This window comes from Microbacterium sp. ARD31, assembly GCF_031844425.1.
In genome coordinates, this window is the sequence record NZ_JAUZVE010000024.1 from 1 (window position 1) to 15388 (window position 15388).

18 protein-coding genes are annotated in these 15388 nt (G+C 72.5%); 10 read left to right on the plus strand and 8 right to left on the minus strand.

Annotation, left to right across the window (positions count from 1 at the left end; all coding sequences use genetic code 11):
- Positions 1-183 (minus strand): hypothetical protein (locus Q9S36_RS33805; RefSeq protein ID WP_311289175.1); only part of this gene is annotated, 183 nt, incomplete at its 3' end.
- Positions 184-313: 130 nt separating this feature from the next.
- On the opposite strand from Q9S36_RS33805, the gene Q9S36_RS33810 reads away from it, so the two are divergent.
- Complete coding sequence (locus tag Q9S36_RS33810) at positions 314-1222, plus strand: DNA-formamidopyrimidine glycosylase family protein (RefSeq protein WP_311289176.1); 909 nt, start codon at positions 314-316, stop codon at positions 1220-1222.
- Here the strand turns inward: Q9S36_RS33810 and Q9S36_RS33815 are convergent.
- A complete protein-coding gene (locus Q9S36_RS33815) occupies positions 1158-2549 on the minus strand; it encodes an NAD(P)H-quinone dehydrogenase (RefSeq protein WP_311289177.1) in 1392 nt (463 codons plus the stop codon). The genes Q9S36_RS33810 and Q9S36_RS33815 overlap by 65 nt on opposite strands.
- On the minus strand, positions 2549-3952 hold the full coding sequence (gene lpdA / locus Q9S36_RS33820; protein ID WP_311289178.1) for a dihydrolipoyl dehydrogenase: 1404 nt from the start codon (positions 3950-3952) through the stop codon (positions 2549-2551). The genes Q9S36_RS33815 and lpdA overlap by 1 nt, the downstream gene beginning before the upstream one ends.
- A gap of 66 nt (positions 3953-4018) precedes the next feature.
- Between lpdA and Q9S36_RS33825 the strand changes: the two genes are divergently transcribed.
- The 6 genes from Q9S36_RS33825 (at position 4019) to Q9S36_RS33850 (ending at position 9107) form a co-directional block, all read left to right on the plus strand.
- Positions 4019-4471, plus strand: a complete 453-nt coding sequence (locus tag Q9S36_RS33825; RefSeq protein WP_311289179.1) for a gamma-glutamylcyclotransferase — start codon at positions 4019-4021, stop codon at positions 4469-4471.
- Between the two features lie 139 nt (positions 4472-4610).
- Positions 4611-5987, plus strand: coding sequence for a hypothetical protein (locus tag Q9S36_RS33830; RefSeq protein WP_311289180.1), 1377 nt, complete (start codon positions 4611-4613; stop codon positions 5985-5987).
- Positions 5988-6006: 19 nt separating this feature from the next.
- On the plus strand, positions 6007-6819 hold the full coding sequence (locus tag Q9S36_RS33835) for a purine-nucleoside phosphorylase (RefSeq protein ID WP_311289181.1): 813 nt from the start codon (positions 6007-6009) through the stop codon (positions 6817-6819).
- A 13-nt stretch (positions 6820-6832) separates the two neighbouring features.
- Complete coding sequence (locus Q9S36_RS33840) at positions 6833-7630, plus strand: NAD(P)-dependent oxidoreductase (protein ID WP_311289182.1); 798 nt, start codon at positions 6833-6835, stop codon at positions 7628-7630.
- Positions 7631-7676: 46 nt separating this feature from the next.
- Complete coding sequence (locus Q9S36_RS33845; protein WP_311289183.1) at positions 7677-8051, plus strand: MerR family transcriptional regulator; 375 nt, start codon at positions 7677-7679, stop codon at positions 8049-8051.
- A gap of 42 nt (positions 8052-8093) precedes the next feature.
- Entirely contained in the window at positions 8094-9107 is a 1014-nt protein-coding gene (locus Q9S36_RS33850; RefSeq protein ID WP_311289184.1) for an aldo/keto reductase, read from the plus strand.
- Between the two features lie 15 nt (positions 9108-9122).
- Here Q9S36_RS33850 and Q9S36_RS33855 read toward each other — a convergent pair whose 3' ends face one another.
- Positions 9123-10433: a DUF2252 domain-containing protein gene (locus Q9S36_RS33855; protein ID WP_311289185.1), complete on the minus strand. Its 1311-nt coding sequence runs from the start codon at positions 10431-10433 to the stop codon at positions 9123-9125.
- Positions 10434-10507: 74 nt separating this feature from the next.
- Between Q9S36_RS33855 and tpx the strand changes: the two genes are divergently transcribed.
- Complete coding sequence (gene tpx, locus Q9S36_RS33860; protein WP_311289186.1) at positions 10508-11005, plus strand: thiol peroxidase; 498 nt, start codon at positions 10508-10510, stop codon at positions 11003-11005.
- A gap of 7 nt (positions 11006-11012) precedes the next feature.
- Here the strand turns inward: tpx and Q9S36_RS33865 are convergent, their stop codons facing one another.
- Genes Q9S36_RS33865 through Q9S36_RS33875 form a run of 3 tightly spaced genes read right to left on the minus strand, consistent with a single transcriptional unit; the run spans position 11013 to position 12607 of the window.
- Entirely contained in the window at positions 11013-11441 is a 429-nt protein-coding gene (locus Q9S36_RS33865) for an SRPBCC family protein (RefSeq protein WP_311289187.1), read from the minus strand.
- Positions 11438-12082: an MOSC domain-containing protein gene (locus Q9S36_RS33870; RefSeq protein ID WP_311289188.1), complete on the minus strand. Its 645-nt coding sequence runs from the start codon at positions 12080-12082 to the stop codon at positions 11438-11440. The genes Q9S36_RS33865 and Q9S36_RS33870 overlap by 4 nt, the downstream gene beginning before the upstream one ends.
- 9 nt (positions 12083-12091) lie before the next feature.
- Complete coding sequence (locus Q9S36_RS33875; RefSeq protein WP_311289189.1) at positions 12092-12607, minus strand: SRPBCC family protein; 516 nt, start codon at positions 12605-12607, stop codon at positions 12092-12094.
- A gap of 94 nt (positions 12608-12701) precedes the next feature.
- Here Q9S36_RS33875 and Q9S36_RS33880 point away from each other — a divergent pair, with 94 nt between their 5' ends.
- Positions 12702-13292, plus strand: a complete 591-nt coding sequence (locus Q9S36_RS33880) for a TetR family transcriptional regulator C-terminal domain-containing protein (RefSeq protein ID WP_311289190.1) — start codon at positions 12702-12704, stop codon at positions 13290-13292.
- Between the two features lie 7 nt (positions 13293-13299).
- On the opposite strand, the gene Q9S36_RS33885 is transcribed toward Q9S36_RS33880, so the two are convergent.
- Positions 13300-13671 carry a VOC family protein gene (locus tag Q9S36_RS33885; RefSeq protein ID WP_311289191.1) on the minus strand — a complete coding sequence of 124 codons (372 nt, stop codon included), beginning with the start codon at positions 13669-13671 and terminating at the stop codon, positions 13300-13302.
- Between the two features lie 51 nt (positions 13672-13722).
- Here Q9S36_RS33885 and Q9S36_RS33890 point away from each other — a divergent pair, with 51 nt between their 5' ends.
- Positions 13723-15387 (plus strand): phospho-sugar mutase, encoded by a 1665-nt coding sequence (locus tag Q9S36_RS33890; protein WP_311289192.1) that lies wholly within the window; start codon positions 13723-13725, stop codon positions 15385-15387.
- Position 15388 lies beyond the last annotated feature (1 nt).

The following is a 15388-nucleotide window of genomic DNA, read 5'->3' on the forward strand; positions in this document are numbered from 1 at the left end:
CTGGGCGCCGTACTGGGAGAGGCCGTGGCCGTGGCCGAAGCCGTGGCCGGTGATCGTGATCGCGGCCGATCCGGGGACCGGGTCGGACTCCACCTCCGCGCGCGGTGCCGCAGCGGCCGCGGGCAGGACCGGCAGCAGCAGTGCGCCCAGCAGGAGCACGAGCAGGATGCGGGAACGAGTCATGGCGGTGGTTCTCCGAAGACGGACGAGCAGAACCACCGAGCGTACAGGGGCGTCGTGACACCCGGAGGCGGACCGGGGATCCCGGCTCGGGCGCAGGGAGCCTGTCGGAGGCGCCTGTGACACTGGAGGCGTGCCCGAGGGAGACAGCGTCTGGAAGCTCGCGCGGCGGCTCGACCGCCAGCTCGCGGGCCACCTCGTCGAGCGCTCCGACTTCCGCACGCCGCGGCTCGCCACGCGCGACCTCTCCGGGCGCACCGTCCTGGGCCACGACACGCACGGCAAGCACCTCCTCACCCGGTTCTCCGGAGACCCCGGCTCTCCCCCGGCGACCCTGCACAGCCACCTCCGCATGGACGGCTCGTGGTCGACGCTGGCGCCCGGCAAGCGGCTGCCGGGCAAGCTGCAGCCCCACGTCCGGCTGGTGCTGGCGCTCGACGACGGCCGCACCGTCCACGGCATCCGCCTCCACGACCTCGAGCTCGTGCCGACCGACCGCGAGCACGACCTCGTCGGGCACCTCGGGCCCGACCCGCTGCGCGACGACTGGGACCCCGCCGAGGCGGTGCACCGCCTCCGCGCCGACCCGGCGACACCGCTGGTGACCGCCCTGCTCGACCAGCGCGCCGTGGCCGGGCTCGGCAACCTCTGGGCCAACGAGCTGGCCTTCCTCAGCGGCGTCAGCCCGTGGACCCCGGTCGGCGAGGTCGACGTCGAGCGGCTGGTCGAGCGCGCGGCGACGATGCTGCGCCACTCCGCCACCGTCGACGGCGCCTACCAGGTCACGACCGGATCGCCGGTCAGGGGTGACGACCACTGGGTCACCGGCCGCCAGCGGCAGGGCTGCCGACGGTGCGGGGGCCCGGTCAGCGTGCAGGCCGAGGTGCCCGGCGACGCCGCCAACCGACGGACGTGGTGGTGCCCGTCGTGCCAGCCCGGTCCCGGCCCGGAGGCGCGGACCGGGACGGCGAGCGGCGTCAGACCCGGTGCAGCCGGCGGGCGGCCTCGGCGACCGACCCGCTCATCGACGGGTAGACGGTGAACGCGTGAGCGAGCTGGTCGGCGGTCAGCGACTCCGCCACGGCGAGCGACACCGGGTGGATCAGCTCGGAGGCGCGTGGCCCGACCACGACTCCCCCGACCACGATGCCCGTGCCGGGGCGGCAGAACAGCTTCACGAAGCCGTCGCGCACCCCCTGCATCTTGGCGCGGGCGTTGCCTGCGAGCGGGAGCATGACCACCTCCGCGGCGATCTCGCCGGCGTCGACGGCCTGCTGCGACCAGCCGACGGTGGCGATCTCCGGTGAGGTGAAGACGTTCGACGAGACCTTCTTGAGGTCGAGCGGGGCGACCGCGTCGCCGAGGAAGTGCCACATCGCGATGCGGCCCTGCATCGCCGCGACGGAGGCGAGCATCAGCACGCCCGTGCAGTCGCCGGCGGCGTAGATGCCGCGCGCGGTCGTGCGCGAGACCCGGTCGACGGTGATGAAGCCGCCGTCGTCGGTCGCCACGCCGGCGTCCTCGAGGCCGAGGTCCGCGGTGTTGGGGATCGAGCCGAGCGCGAGGATGCAGTGGCTGCCGGTGACCGTGCGGCCGTCGGTGAGGGTGACCGTGACCTCGTCGCCGTCGCGGGTGACCGACTGCATGCGGGACTTCCCGAGCACGTTCATGCCGCGCCGGGTCAGGACCTCCTCCAGCACCGCCGAGGCGTCGGCGTCCTCGCCGGGCAGGACCCGGTCGCGGCTGCTGACCAGCGTGACGTGGATGCCGAGGGAGAGGTAGGCGCTGGCGAACTCCGCGCCCGTGACGCCCGAGCCGACGACGATCAGCTTGTCCGGCACCTCGGTGAGGTCGTAGACCTGCTCCCAGGTGAGGATCCGCTCCCCGTCGGGCTGGGCGTCCGGCAGGGTGCGCGGGGCAGCGCCGGTCGCGACGATGATCGCGTCCGCCTGCAGCGTCTCCTCACCCGCCTCGGTCGTGGCGACCACCGTGAGGTCGGGCCCGAGGCGGCCCCGCCCCGTGACCACGCGTACGCCGTCGCGGTCCAGGCGGGCCGCGATGTCGGACGACTGGTCGGCCGCGAGCTGCTTGACGCGGGCGTTGACCCGGGCCAGGTCGACGGCGATCGAGGTGGCGGCGTCGCCCTCGTGGTCGCGGAAGTTGACCCCGAGCTCCTGCGCGGCCGCCATCTCGGTCATCAGCTCGGACGTGGCGATGAGCGTCTTGCTCGGCACGCAGTCGGTGAGGACCGCCGAGCCGCCCACACCGTCGGTGTCGACGACGGTCACCTCGGCGCCGAGCTGCGCAGCGACGTGGGCGGCCTCGTAGCCGCCCGGGCCGCCGCCGACGATGACGATGTGGTCGGCCATCAGAAGTTGATCATGTGGCCGGCGATGCCGTGGACGGCCTCCTTGACGGCCTCGCTCAGCGTCGGGTGTGCGAAGACGTTGCGGGCGACCTCGTCGGCGGTGAGGTCCCACTTCTGCGCCAGGGTCAGCACCGGCAGCAGCTCGGTGACGCCCGGGCCGATCATGTGGGCACCGATGATCTCGTTGTGCTCGCCGTCGGCGACCACCTTGACGAAGCCGACGGCCTCGCCGAGGCCCATCGCCTTGCCGTTGGCGGTGAACGGGAACGACGCGGTCTTCACGTCGTAGCCCTTCTCCTTGGCCTGCGCCTCGCTGTAGCCGAAGGAGGCGATCTGCGGGTTGCAGTAGGTGGCGCGGGGGACGAAGTCGTAGTCGACCGGCATGGTCTCGGCGCCGTTGATGGTCTCCGCCGCGACGACACCCATCGCCTCGGCGACGTGGGCGAGCATCATCTTGCCGGTGCAGTCGCCGATGGCGTAGACGCCCGGGACGTTGGTGCGCATGTAGTCGTCGATCTCGATCGCGCCGCGCTCGGAGACTGCGACGCCGACGTTCTCGAGGCCGTAGCCCTCGGTGCGCGGGGCGAAGCCGAAGGCCGCGAGGAACTTGTCGGCCTCGAGCACCTGCTCGTCGCCGCCGGCGGCCGGGGCGACGGTGACCTTCACGCCCGAGCCGGTGTCCTCGACACCCTTCACGGCGGTGGAGGTCATCACCTTCACGCCGAGCTTCTTGTAGTGCTTGGCGAGCTCCTTGGAGATGTCGGCGTCCTCGGTCGGCACCATCCGGTCGAGGAACTCCACGATCGTGACGTCGACGCCGAAGTTGGCCATCACGTAGGCGAACTCGACGCCGATCGCTCCCGAGCCGCCGATGATGATCGAGCTCGGCAGCTGGTCGGTGAGGATCTGCTCCTCGTAGGTGACGACGTTCTCGCTCAGCTCGACGCCGGGGACCAGGCGGACCGTGGCGCCCGCGGCGATGATCAGGTTGTCGAAGGTGTAGCGGGTGGTCTGCCCGTCCTTGTCCTTGACGTCGACGTCGTTGCGGCCCGCGAGGGTGCCCCAGCCGTCGATCTCGGTGATCTTGTTCTTCTTCATCAGGAAGTGGACGCCCTTGACGATGCCGGCGCTCACGTCGCGGCTGCGCTTGTGGGTCGGGCCGAACGCCATCGTCGCGTCGCCCTCGATGCCGAACTTCGCCTTCTCGTGCTGGAGCGTGTGCGCCAGCTCGGCGTTCTTCAGCAGCGCCTTGGAGGGGATGCAGCCGACGTTGAGGCAGACACCTCCCCAGTACTTCTCCTCCACCACGGCCACCTTCTGGCCGAGCTGTGCTGCGCGGATCGCGGCGACGTAGCCACCGGGGCCGGCGCCGAGGACGAGGGTGTCGAAGTGCGTGTCGGTCACGAGCCCACCCTAGTTGTCCGTCCCACGCGAGGAACACCGAGGTCGCGGCTCGATATCCTGTCGCCCGTGACGCTCTACGCCGCCTACGGGACCAACCTCGATCCCGCCCGGATGGGCGAGCGCTGCCCGCACTCGATCCTCCACTCCACGGGTTGGCTCACCGGCTGGCGACTCACCTTCGGCGGCGAGGAGCACGGCTGGGACGGCGCGCTGTCCACGATCGTCCAGGACCCGTTCGAGCAGGTCTTCGTCGCGGTCTACGACGTGACCCCCGAGGACGAGCGCTCGCTCGACGGCTGGGAGGCCGCCGACAGCGGGCTCTACCGCAAGACCAAGGTCCGGGTGCAGACGATGACCGGCGAGATGGTCGTGTGGGCCTACGTCCTCGACGCCTACGAGGGCGGCCTGCCGTCGGCGTCGTACCTCGGTGTCCTCGCCGACGCGGCCGACGCGGCCGGCGCCCCGGAGGACTACGTCGCCGCGCTGCGGCGTCGCTCCTGCCGCTCGACCGGCCTCTGAGCCCACCCCGCCCCGGGGTGTGACCTCTGACGCGTTCGCGCGTTGGACCTGTGCACGGCGTCCGCTGTTGGGCAGGGGTCAACGGCGGGCGTCGTGGCGTCGGGAGTGACCTCCGCGCCGCTCGAGCGTTGACCCCCACATGCGCCGCCTCCCGCTCCTGGCCCTCGGCACCGCTGCTGCCGCCCTCGTCAGCGTCGCGCCCCTCGCGGCGGCACCCGCGGACCCGCTCGACGACGCCGTGGACCGCGGCCGGCGCAGCGTGATGTTCGTGGGCAACAACTGGGCCGGCACCGCCACCGTGGTCGACGCGTCGACCTTCGAGGTGCTGCGGCGCGGCATCGACCTGGTGCCCGACAAGGCCGAGGAGCTGGCCGCGATCCGCACGGACCCCGAGCGACTGGCCTACTACCTGGCGGTGCAGCAGGGCCCCGGCGAGGGCCACGACCAGTACGTCGACGACATGTTCACCACGCGTGACGGCCGCTTCCTCGCCGTCTCGCGGCCGAGCCTCGCCGACGTGGTGTGGGTCGACGTCGCGAAGGCCGCCGCCGGCGACCCGGCGTCGATCGTGCGCGAGCAGCCGATGGACGGCCACCGCACCGACCACATGGGCCTGTCTCCCGACGGCAGGAGGCTGCTGGTCAGCGACTCGACCTCGCGGCAGGTCATCGAGTTCGCGATGACCCGGCAGCGCCTGCCCGACGGCACGGTCGCCGAGATGGGTGACCGGCTCCGCACGTTCGAGTCGGGCGAGACCCCGCACGAGAACACCTACAGCGACGACGGCCGCCGCATCTTCCACGCCTCGATCGGCCGGGTCTACACCCCGGGTGACCACGGCACCGCGCTGGAGGACGTGGTGAAGGGCGACCGCTGGTTCCAGGTCGTGCGCGAGCGTGACTTCCGCGTGGTCCAGCGCTGGGACATGGGCAAGGAGCTCGCCGAGGCGGGCTACCCCGGCATGAGCTCGGCCGTGCGCCCGATGGCACTGGGCCCCGACGAGCGCTTCCTCTGGTTCCAGGTGTCCTTCCTCCACGGCTACGTCGAGTTCGACACCCGCGCCCGCGACCTGGACGGCGCCGTCGGCTACACCTCGGGTGGCAAGCCGGAGCCCCGTCGCGGCGCCGTCACCCGGGTCGTGCCCCTGCCCAACCGCGTCCCGACGATGCCGCTCGAGCAGTACGTCAACGACTCCGCCCACCACGGGCTGTCCCTGGGCGGCGACGATCGCACCCTGTGCGTCGCCGGCACCATGGACGACTACGCCGCGCTGGTCGACGCCCGCACCACGAAGCGCCGGATCTTCGACCGGGCGACGACCGGCCACGACTACCTCAAGCCGTACTGGACGACCGAGGGCCCGGGCGGGACCTGCTGGGTCTCGCTCAGCGAGTCCGACGCCGTCGCGGTCCTCGACGTGCGCCGGCGCCGCGAGGTGGCCTACCTCGAGGTCGGCGACCACCCGCAGCGGGTCCGCCACGGGTGGGTCCAGGAGGAAGTCGTCGCCGGGTGGTGATCCGTCTAGAGTTCCGCGGGTGACCCACGCTGCCGCCGCCCCCACCCCGTACGAGCTCGCCGGATCCGCCGCGGAGCGCCTCGCCGAGCTGACCGGCGTGGAGCGCCACGACGTCGCCCTCGTGCTGGGCTCCGGATGGCTGCCGGCCGTCGACGCCCTCGGTGAGGCCACCGCCGAGATCGACACCACCGACCTCCCCGGCTTCAGCGCCGCCGCGGTCGCCGGGCACAGCGGGCGGATCCGCTCGATCCGCAGCGGGGGGAAGAACCTGCTGGTCTTCCTCTCGCGCACCCACTTCTACGAGGGCAAGGGCGTCGCCGCGGTCGTCCACCCGGTCCGTACGGCGGCGGCCGCGGGCTGCTCGACCATCGTCCTCACCAACGGCTGCGGCGGGCTCAAGCAGGGCTGGCAGCCCGGCCAGCCCGTGCTCATCTCCGACCACATCAACCTCACCGGCACCAGCCCGATCGTCGGCGCCACCTTCGTCGACCTGACCGACCTCTACAGCCCGCGGCTGCGCGCGCTGTGCAAGGAGGTCGACGAGACGCTCGACGAGGGCGTCTACGTCCAGTTCCCCGGCCCCCACTACGAGACGCCGGCCGAGGTGCGGATGGCCGGCATCCTCGGCGGCCACCTGGTCGGGATGAGCACGACGCTCGAGGCCATCGCGGCCCGCGAGGCGGGCATGGAGGTCCTCGGCATCAGCCTGGTCACCAACCTCGCCGCCGGGCTGAGCGGCGAGCCGCTCAACCACGAGGAGGTCCTCGAGGCGGGCCGGGCCGCGGCGAGCCGGATGGGCGGCCTGCTCAGCCAGGTCGTCGAGCGGATCTGAGGGGCCGGCGCTGATGCGGGTCCTCGTCACGGGGGCGGCCGGCAGCCTCGGCCGGGTCGTCACGGTCGGCCTCGCCGACCGCGGTCACGACGTCGTCGGGCTCGACCTGGTGCCGGCACCGGAGGGCACGCCCTTCGCCTGGCATGAGGCCGACTGCGCCGACGCCGACGCCGTCGCCGCGGTGTTCGCCGAGGAGCGTCTCGACGCGGTGGTGCACCTCGCCGGCGTGCCCGAGGAGGCGTCGCTGCCCGCCGAGCTCACCTCCCACGTGATCACCACGGCGGCCCTGCTCGACGCGATGGTCGCCCACCGCGTGCCGCGCCTGGTCTACGCCTCGTCGAACCACGCGGTCGGCCGCACCCCTCGTGCCGACGGCGTGCTGGGCGAGCACGCCCTGCCGCGCCCCGACACCTACTACGGCGTCGGCAAGGTCGCTGCCGAGGCACTCATCAGGCTCTTCGTCGACCGGCACGGCATCGACGCGGTCGCCTGCCGGATCGGGTCCTTCCTCGAGGAGCCGACGACCGTGCGTGCCCTGTCCACCTGGCTGTCGCACGACGACGGCGTCCGCATGGTCGAGGCGGCGCTCACCGCGCCCGCCCCCGGGTTCGCGGTGCTCTACGGCATCAGCGCGAACACCCGCGGGTGGTGGGACCTCGAGCCCGGCCGCCGGCTCGGCTACGAGCCGCTCGACGACGCCGAGGAGCACGCCGACCGGGTCGAGCCCCGCCCCGAGGACGAGGCCGAGGCCGCGTACGTCGGCGGGCCCTACGCCACCGCGGACTTCGTCCGACCCGCACTCGGCGACTGATCGCTCCCCTTGACTTGGAGCGCACTCCAAGTCGGAGACTGGTGCGGTGACCAGCCTGAGCATCGCCGAGGCCGCCGAGCAGACCGGCCTCACCGCCCACACACTGCGCTACTACGAGCGCGACGGACTGCTCCTGCACTCCGTGGAGCGCGCGTCCTCCGGCCACCGTCGCTACACCGACGAGGACCTCCGCTGGATCCAGATGGTGACCCGGCTGCGCTCGACCGGCATGCCCATCCGCGACGTCCGCCGCTACGCCGCCCTGGTCCGCGAGGGTGACGGCAACGAGGCCGAGCGGCTCGAGCTGCTGCTCGCGCACCGCGAGGTCGTCGAGCGCCAGCTCGCCGAGGTGACGTCCCACCTGCGCGCGATCGACTACAAGATCGCGCTCTACGAAGGGAAGGTGGGCGATCCCGGGTGAGGTCTTGACTTCGAGCGCACTCCAAGGCGTTCGCTGGACGACATGACCACCACCTCATCCATCGGACAGCGCACTCTCGGCACCACCTCCCCGCTCACCGTCAGCACCCTCGGCCTCGGCTGCATGGGGATGTCGGAGTTCTACGGCACCCCGGACGAGCAGGCCGGGATCGACACCATCCACCGCGCGCTCGACCTGGGCGTCACCTTCCTCGACACCGCCGACATGTACGGGCCGTTCACCAACGAGCGCCTCGTCGGCCGCGCCATCGCAGGCCGCCGTGACGAGGTCCAGCTCGCCACCAAGTTCGGCAACGAGCGCAACCCCGACGGCTCGTGGGTCCGCATCAACGGGACCCCCGACTACGTCCGCTCGGCCTGTGACGCCTCGCTCGAGCGCCTCGGCGTCGACCACATCGACCTCTACTACCAGCACCGCGTCGACAAGACCGTTCCCATCGAGGAGACCGTCGGTGCCATGGCCGAGCTCGTCGAGGCCGGCAAGGTCCGCCACCTCGGCCTCTCCGAGGCCTCCGCCGAGACGATCCGGCGCGCACACGCCGTGCACCCGATCACCGCGCTGCAGTCGGAGTACTCCCTGTTCACCCGCGACCTCGACGACGAGATCCTGCCCGTCCTGCGCGAGCTCGGCATCGGGCTGGTGCCCTACTCCCCGCTCGGGCGCGGCATCCTGACCGGCGCGGTCACGCGGGAGTCGCTCGAGTCCGGGGACTCGCGGTCGGTCGGCTACTTCCCGCGGTTCGCCGGCGACGCCCTCGACGCCAACCTCGCCCTGGTAGAGAAAGTCAAGGAGGTCGCCGGGCAGAAGGGCTGCACCCCGGGCCAGCTCGCGCTCGCATGGGTGCTCGCCCAGGGCGGGGCCGACCTGGGCGTCGCGCCCATCCCCGGCACCAAGCGGGTGACGTACCTCGAGGAGAACGTCGGCGCGGCCGCGGTCGAGCTGACCGCCGACGACCTGGCCGCCCTCGAGCAGGCGGTGCCGCGCGACGCGGTGGCAGGCGACCGCTACGGAGACATGTCGAGCATCGACGCCTGACACCCGCCGCGGGGGTCAGGTGGCGGCGATGCCCACCCGGCCCTCGCGGAAGGCGTCGACGAAGAAGGCGTGGTCCTGGCGGACCCGGACGGCGTACTCGATGCCCCAGTCGCACAGCCAGGCGACGAACTCGTTGCGCCTCCCGTCGAGGGAGCGGGCGACCGCCTCCTCGACCTGGAAGTCGACGAGGTCCTGCTGGCTGTCCTCGTCGGACGCGCAGTGGATCTTCGCCGTGGCGCGCCCCAGCAGGTCGACGATGGCGCGCATGTCCTCCGGCTCGTTGACGTCGTCCCAGTCGAGGTCGACCTCGTAGGGGGAGACCTCGGAGACGACGTAGCCGACCCCACCGACCTGGGTGTGCCCGAGCAGCGGGTCGGTGTGCACCTGCAGGGCGCGCTGGCTCACCACGGTGCGGTGGCCCTCGTGCTCGAAGTAGGCGTCGACCTCCTCCGACTCGACGAAGCGGCTCAGCGCCGGCACGTTGGCCTGCTTCATGCTCAGCACCACGTCGTTGTCGAGCGCCTGGCTGTAGCCCTCGACGAGCAGGTTGTACGCCGGCAGGCCGGCGCTGCCGATGCCGAACCCGGTCTTGCCGACGACGTCGCGCAGCTCGTAGAACAGCGCCCGGTCGAAGCGCTTGGACTCCGGGATCGTGTCGAGGTAGGCGCGGAACGCCGCCACCACCTCACCGCGCTCGTCCCGCGAGAGCCGCCGGGTGCTGCCGTCCTCGAGGAACCGGCGGCGGCCGTCGCGCATCAGGGTCATCGAGTCGAGCAGGTCGGCGCGCCGCTTGGTGCGGGCCAGCACGAGCGCGTCGAGCACCGGGCCGTCGGCGGTGTCGAGGGTGATCTCGAAGTCGTCGTCGTCGTCGGAGGCGACGTAGTGGTTGACCTGCGCGAGGTAGGAGCGGGCGTAGCGGCCGATGAGCTTGCGGATGGCGTCCTCCGGCAGCGCCTTCTGCCACGCGACGAGCGCGAGGCTGGCGGCGAAGCGCTGCAGGTCCCACGTGAAGCGGCCGACGTAGGCCTCGTCGAAGTCGTTGATGTCGAAGACCAGCCGGCCGTCGGAGTTGAGGTAGGTGCCGAAGTTCTCGACGTGCAGGTCGCCGTGGATCCAGATCCGCTCGGCACCGTGCGCGGCCCACTCGTCCTCCTCGGCGGTGACGTCGTGGAAGAACAGGCACGCCGATCCGCGGTAGAAGGCGTGCGGGTCGCGGGCCATCTTGCGGTACTTCGCGCGGAAGGCGGCCGGGTCGGCGCGCATCAGCGGTGCGAACGCGTCCCTCAGCACCTCGATGATGGCGTCGGTCCGGTCGCGGGAACCCATGGCTGCACCCTAGGGCCGTCTGCCACGTGGCGGCCCCTCCGCAGGGCGGGGAGCGCCCCACTAGGTTGGGGCCCATGGCAACCACACAATTCGGCGACACCACCGTCAACACCGTCGGCGAGCTCCCCGCGGTCGGCTCGCAGGCACCCGGCTTCGAGCTCGTCGGGCTGAAGTTCCAGCCGCTGACCGACGCCGACGTCGCGGGCAAGCGCGTCGTGCTCAACATCTTCCCGAGCATCGACACCGGCGTCTGCCAGGCGAGCGTCCGGAAGTTCAACGAGCTCGCGGCGGGCCTCGACGACACCGCGATCGTCAACGTCTCGGTCGACCTGCCGCTGGCGCAGGCGCGCTTCTGCGGTGCCGAGGGCATCGACGACGTGGAGGTGGGCTCGGCCTTCCGCTCCACGTTCGGCCAGGACTACGGCGTGGCGATGGCCGACGGGGCCTGGCAGGGCATGCTCGCCCGCGCCGTCGTGGTCCTCGACGCCGACCGCACCGTGCTGCACACCCAGCTGACCGACGCGATCGGCGTGGAGCCCGACTACGACGCCGCGGTGGCCGCGCTGTCCTGACCGACCGCTAGCGGACGCGGCCGGCGAGGCCGCGCTCGCAGCCTCGCATCATCTGGTCGTGGTTCCACCGCAGCACCGGCCCCAGCGCGCGCGACGCGCGAGCCAGGAGGCGGTGGGCCACGACCACGGTCTGCTCGTATACCAGGTGGGTGCGCACGCCGTCGCCGCTCAGCCGGAACGACGACCACCCCTCGAGGTCGCCGCCGATCGCGCTGCGCAGGACCTCGTGGCCCCGCTCCTCCGCATGCAGGACCAGGTCGAGGGTGTAGGGCAGGACCGACCGGCACAGCACCCGGGCCGTGTCGTCGTCGATCTTGGCGACCGCCCGCACCTGGGGCCACCACTCGGGGTAGTGCTCGAGGTCGAGCAGCACCTCGCGCACGTCGTCCGGCGCCGCGGACACGTCCCACTCGCGCTCGAACTGGAACGTCGTCATCGCAGCGACGCGAGCCAGTCGTGCTCGGCCTCCGGCAGCACCTGCGCGCCGATGAAGACCTCGGCGAGCTCACGGTCGCCCATCGCCGCTCGGAACAGCATGGGCACCGTCAGGCCGTGGCCGGGACGGTGCACCACCTCGATCGGGTCGCCGCGGTCGATCACCCCCGCCTCACGGACCGCGAGGTAGGCGCCGGTGCGACCGCGCTCGGCGAACCGACGTACCCAGCGGGGCTCGCGCATGTGCGCGGCGAAGGTCGCGCACGGCACGCGTGGCCCGCAGACCTCCAGCAGGGTCAGCCCGACCCGCCACAGCTCGCCGACCTCGGCGTCGTCGACCTCGAGGCCCCAGGTCGTGAGGTTCTCCCCGAACATCCCGTCGGGCAGGTCGCGCCCGAGCTCGCGCCCCCACCGGTCGAGCTCCTCGCGGGCGACGGCGTAGACGGCCTGCGTCGCGCCACCGTGGTGCCGGCGGCTGCCGATCTCGTCGCCGACCACGCCGCTGCCGAGGCCGCCGCGCTTGGGACCCGGGTCGCGCACGGCGATCCGCTCGACCGGGCGCTTGCGGATGCCGGTCGGCCGCCGTACGCCCTCGACCGGCTCGAGCCGACCGGCGTTGACGGAGAGGACGGTCGCGAGCACGGCGCCACGCTAGCCGTCGGAGCGCCCCGCCGTCCTCTCCATTGCCGCCACGCGGATGCGCTCCAGGGTCTCGCGCATCCCTTCGCGCAGCCGCTCGGTGAAGACGCGCTGCCCTCCCATGAAGGCGTCCGTGAGGTCCAGCGCCAGCTCCGAGAGCCCGTCGGGTGCCTCCCGACGCTCGACCAGAAGGGTGCCGCCGGGCGTCGGCTCGAGCGTCAGCGACCACACCGCCCAGTTCTCCTCGATCCGGAACGCGACGACCCGCTCGGGCTCGAGCCGCACGACCTCGCCGTGGGTGGTCCACTCCAGGTCCGCTCCCTCGACGTTCACGTTGCGGAAGCGGGTGCCGAGCGCCACCTCCTCCGCCCCGTCCAGCAGCTCGGAGGTGCGGACCTGCGGGCTCCACTCGGCCATCCGCCGGGGATCGCGCACCAGCTCCCACACGGCGGCCGGGGGTGCCCCGACCTCGACCGCCACCTCCAGCAACGGGTCGAAGGGCCGGACCCTCTCCTGCTCCACGCTCATGCCGCCTCCTGTTTACGTCCGATCGGTCGTGTTTCGGTCGGCATCGTACGCACACCTCGAACTATGCGTCCAGTCGGTCGTCTAGAGTGGCGGCATGGCCTCCCCCACCGACGGACGTCGCCTCCGCGGGGAGCGCACGCGACGTACGGCGGCCCGCACCGCCGCCGACATCGCCACGACCCACGGCCTGGACTCGGTGACCGTGGGGACGCTCGCCACGGCCACGGGGCTGAGCAAGAGCGGGATCCTCACGGTCTTCGGGACCCGCGAGGCGATCCTGGTCGCCGCCGTGGCCGAGGCACGACGCGTCTACCTCGCGACCGTCGTGGCACCGGTCTGGGACCGCGAGCCGGGACGCGAACGGCTCCACGCCCTCCTGGACGCCTGGGTCGACCACCTCCGCGCCCGGGTGTTCCCGGGCGGCTGCTTCATCAGCGCGACCTCGGCGGAGTTCGGTCATCGCGACGGCCCGGTCGCGGAGGCCGTGCGCCGACTCAAGCGCGAGTGGCTCGACCTCCTCGAGGCGGACCTCACCGCGGCCGGCGCGCGCTCGCCGCGCGACGACGCGTTCGCCGTCGACGCGCTGCTGGTCGCCGGCAACCTCCGCCGCGAGCTGTTCGGCTCGGACGACGACCTCGACCGTGCCCGCCGGCTGGCCGGGGCCGTCGTCGACGCGGCCGGCTGAGGAGGCGTCAGCTGTCGCCGGTGTGGCAGACGGCCTCGATGTTGTTGCCCTCTGTGTCGCGCACGAAGGCGCCGTAGTAGGCCTCGTGGTATTCAGGCCACAGGCGTGGCTCGTGGAGCGACTCCGCTCCGGCAGCCACCGCCTCGGCGTGGAAGGTGCGCACGGTCGCTGCATCGGGGGCCCGGAAGGCGATGTGCACCTCGCGGTTGTCGCCGATGCCGTCGAAGGTGCTGAGCCAGAAGTCCGGACCCTCCGTGCCGTAGCCGATGGCCACGTCGAAGTCCATGATCCGCCGGTGGCCGAGGACCCCGAGGACCCGGTCGTAGAACGCTGCTGCCCGCTGCAGGTCGGTGCAGTTGATGCCGAGGTGATCGATCATGCGTCGATCCTGTCAGCGCCCACCGACAGCGCAGGGGGATAGCGTGCGCCCATGACACCGACCGACCTGATCGAGCAGGCCCGCGCCTGGGCCGCCGAGGACCCCGACGAGCAGACCCGCGCCGAGCTGGAGGCCGTCCTCGCCGCCGCCGGGCGGGGCGAGGAGACCGACCTCGCCGACCGGTTCGCGGGCACGCTCGAGTTCGGCACGGCCGGGCTGCGCGGCGCGCTGGGCGCCGGGCCCAACCGGATGAACCGGGTGGTGGTCACCCGCGCGGCTGCCGGCCTGGCGGCGTACCTGAAGGACACCGGCCACGCCGGCGGCTCCGTCGTCATCGGGTTCGACGCCCGCCACAACTCCGACGTCTTCGCGCGCGACACCGCCGAGATCATGACCGGAGCCGGGTTCAAGGCCCTCGTCATGCCCCGCACGCTGCCGACGCCACTCCTCGCCTTCGCGATCCGCGAGCTCGGCTGCGCGGCCGGGGTGATGGTCACCGCGAGCCACAACCCGCCGCAGGACAACGGCTACAAGGTCTACCTCGGCGACGGCAGCCAGATCGTGCCGCCGGCCGACAGCGAGATCGCGGCCCGGATCGCGGCGGTCGGCCCCCTGGCCGACCTGCCCCGCGGCGACGCCGGGAAGGTCGTCGAGGAGCAGATCGTCGACCGCTACCTCGACACCGTCGCCGAGCTGGCGCAGGACGGCCCTCGCGACCTCTCGATCGTCTACACGCCCCTCCACGGCGTGGGAGGCACGACCGTCGCGCAGGTGCTCGAGACCGCCGGGTTCGACGCGCCCCACGTCGTCGAGCAGCAGGAGCACCCCGACCCCGACTTCCCGACGGTGTCCTTCCCCAACCCGGAGGAGCCCGGCGCGATGGACCTCGCCATGGCGCTGGCCGCGGAGCACCGGGCCGACCTGGTGGTGGCCAACGACCCCGACGCCGACCGCTGCGCGGTCGCGGTCCCCGACGCCCACGGCTGGCGGATGCTGCGCGGCGACGAGGTGGGGGCGCTCCTCGCGCACCACCTGATCGCGCGGGGCCGGACCGGCACCTACGCCAACTCGATCGTGTCGTCGAGCCTGCTCGGCAAGATGGCCGCCGCCGCCGGCCAGCCGCACGAGGAGACGCTCACCGGCTTCAAGTGGATCGGCCGCGTCGAGGGCCTGGCCTTCGGCTACGAGGAGGCGCTGGGCTACTGCTGCGACCCCGAGCACGTCAAGGACAAGGACGGCGTCTCGGCGCTGCTGCTGGTCTGCGAGCTCGCCGCGCAGGCCAAGGCCGAGGGACGCACGCTCACCGACATCCTCGACGACATCGCCCGCGAGCACGGCCTGCACGCCACCGACCAGCTCTCGGTGCGCTTCGACGACCTCGCCGACATCCCGGCCACCATGGACCGCCTGCGCAGCGCTCCCCCGACCACCCTCGGGGGACTGGCCGTGGAGGAGGTCGAGGACCTCTCCGAGGGCACCGCGGCGCTGCCGCCCACCGACGGCCTGCGCTACTCCCTCGCCGAGGGCGCGCGCGTGATCGTGCGCCCGAGCGGCACGGAGCCGAAGGTGAAGTGCTATCTCGAGGTCGTCATCCCGGTCGAGGCGGGGCCCGACGGCGGCGACGTCGACGCGGCCCGGATCTCCGCGGTCGGCCGCCTCGACGCGATCACGGCGGACCTGCGCGGCGTCGCGTTCGGCCAGCCCCACGGCGGCTGAC